4 protein-coding genes are annotated in these 2,050 nt (G+C 41.1%); all 4 read left to right on the plus strand.

The genetic code is table 11. The annotated features are described in order from the left end of the window. Positions 1 to 24 precede the first annotated feature (24 nt). Positions 25 to 258, plus strand: a complete 234-nt coding sequence (locus L693_RS0117920; protein WP_442950186.1) for a hypothetical protein — start codon at positions 25 to 27, stop codon at positions 256 to 258. Then, positions 255 to 1,406: an Ig-like domain-containing protein gene (locus L693_RS0117925; RefSeq protein ID WP_025718776.1), complete on the plus strand. Its 1,152-nt coding sequence runs from the start codon at positions 255 to 257 to the stop codon at positions 1,404 to 1,406. The genes L693_RS0117920 and L693_RS0117925 overlap by 4 nt, the downstream gene beginning before the upstream one ends. 62 nt (positions 1,407 to 1,468) lie before the next feature. Then, entirely contained in the window at positions 1,469 to 1,594 is a 126-nt protein-coding gene (locus L693_RS31990) for an SHOCT domain-containing protein (protein ID WP_268794278.1), read from the plus strand. A 90-nt stretch (positions 1,595 to 1,684) separates the two neighbouring features. Next, positions 1,685 to 2,050, plus strand: a 366-nt coding sequence (locus L693_RS0117935) for a recombinase family protein (protein ID WP_025718778.1), incomplete at its 3' end; no start/stop codon positions are given.

The following is a 2,050-nucleotide window of genomic DNA, read 5'->3' on the forward strand; positions in this document are numbered from 1 at the left end:
AAAGCCGATTTCATTCCTGTCCAGTTGATTATGGCAGATGTACAACCTTATCGCAAAATCTTTTCATTTGAAGATGGTTACATACTAGAGACGACATATCGAGCTTTCTGTCCATTGGAATCTTTATCGCAATTAAACGGCTATGTTCGAATTGGCAAGGATGTCTTTATTATTTTGGACATGAAGAATTGGAGTGATTATATGGAGTTGTACCTGTATCGCTGCAAGCCGGATTTTGCATTGGAGGAAGAGGAATGACACGGAGCCTAGAACCCATGCTGGATTTCTTCCTACGAGAGAAAGGTGAGCTTGTACATATCAACAATGTAAAGCAGCTTGTTCTCATTCAAGATGCGACAGATCATATTCAAATGACCGATGAAAAAATTATTCGAGCAGCAACACCTTTACATACAGGTGATATCGTGGACTATCGCTATGAACGGTATCTGATCACCAGTCAGGTGGATCGAAATGAACAGTCTTGTCGAGGCAGAATGAAAAAGTGTAATCAACGGCTAGCTTTAAACTGGGATGGACAAGTGAAATGGTTTGATGCTGTGATGGAAGCCAGAACGTTTTCAACGGAAACAGGTAAAGTTATCTCCATGCCAGAGGGAAACATTATGGTTAGTCTACAGGACAATGCAGATACGAGGAGCATTACATTAAGCCAACGATTTTATATGACTCATCAGCCATTTAAAATAGTTGGAATGGATCGCATCCTAAATGGCATTATTCAGCTAAGCTGCACATTAGATAGCATAAATACAGCTTATGATGACGTGGAAAATAACATTGCGGACAAATGGAAGTACGAGACTGCTCACACATACGCATTACATATCAATCACGGAACGATAGCCCATGTACTGCTTAACGAAACAATAACGTTGAATGCAACTGCTACGGATAATGGGAATGAGATGGTGAATCCAGCGATTACCTATATATCTAGTGATCCAAGTGTAATTAGCGTAGATCAGGAAGGTCAGGTGATGGGTATCGCTTTGGGAAAAGCAAGCATCACTGCGAAATTAACGTATCACCCAACAGTACAAAGCACCATTGAAATGAGAGTCGTCGAAACAGGAACGCATATCTATTCGATAACCATTACCGGCAGTCCTACGCTTAAAACAGGCCAGAGTGCCTCATACGTCAGTCATATCTATGATCATGGAACAGAGGTGTTTGACCAGTCTGTGGAGTGGAGCCTACGAAATCAAGATGATTCAACTCCGATCATGGGAAGCATAACAGCCAGCACAGGAAATAGTGTTACCATAAAAGCAGGAAGCAGTAGCGGGGCGAACAATAAAGCCCTTGCGCTGACTGCAACCTTAGTAAGTGATCCTAGTATTACTACAGAAAAGGCCATTAGCCTTAAGAATTTATTCTAAGTTTTATATCTATCGGCTTGCCTTTGTGGTGAGCCACTTTTATTTCAAAGGAGCACATACATATGCAACGAAAATCCATCGACTACTTGCTCAGTCTGAGCCTATTGAAGCAATTGAGATCACAAAATGTCATTACAGAAGAAGAATTTATTGCGATTGATGAGCTGAATAAAAAGTCTTTCAAATAGCTATCACATGGGCAGAAATGGACTTGATGATGTACCGCACGCATTATAACATGTGACCGTATAAAGAAGATATCGAAGGGAGAAACACCTATGGCCCAAGCCGCAACCGCAAAAAAAGTCGTGATCGTTCCCATTAAAACGATGGACATCGTAGAGGGAATTCAATCTATTCAGAAAAAGAAAGTCGCTGCCTATTGTCGGGTCAGTACCGATTCTGAGGAGCAAAAGGAGAGCTATACGAATCAGGTCAATTATTATACCCAATACATTCAAAACAACTTGGAATGGGAAATGGCGGATATTTTCGCAGATGAAGGCATCACCGGAACCAGCACTAAAAATAGAACGCACTTTAATCGCATGATACAGGATGCCCGAAACGGTAAACTGGATCTTATACTGGTCAAGTCGATTTCGAGGTTTGCTAGGAATACACTGGATTTATTGAAATATGTA

The sequence above is a fragment of the Paenibacillus sp. 1-18 genome (assembly GCF_000520755.1).
GTDB lineage: Bacteria > Bacillota > Bacilli > Paenibacillales > Paenibacillaceae > Paenibacillus > Paenibacillus brasilensis.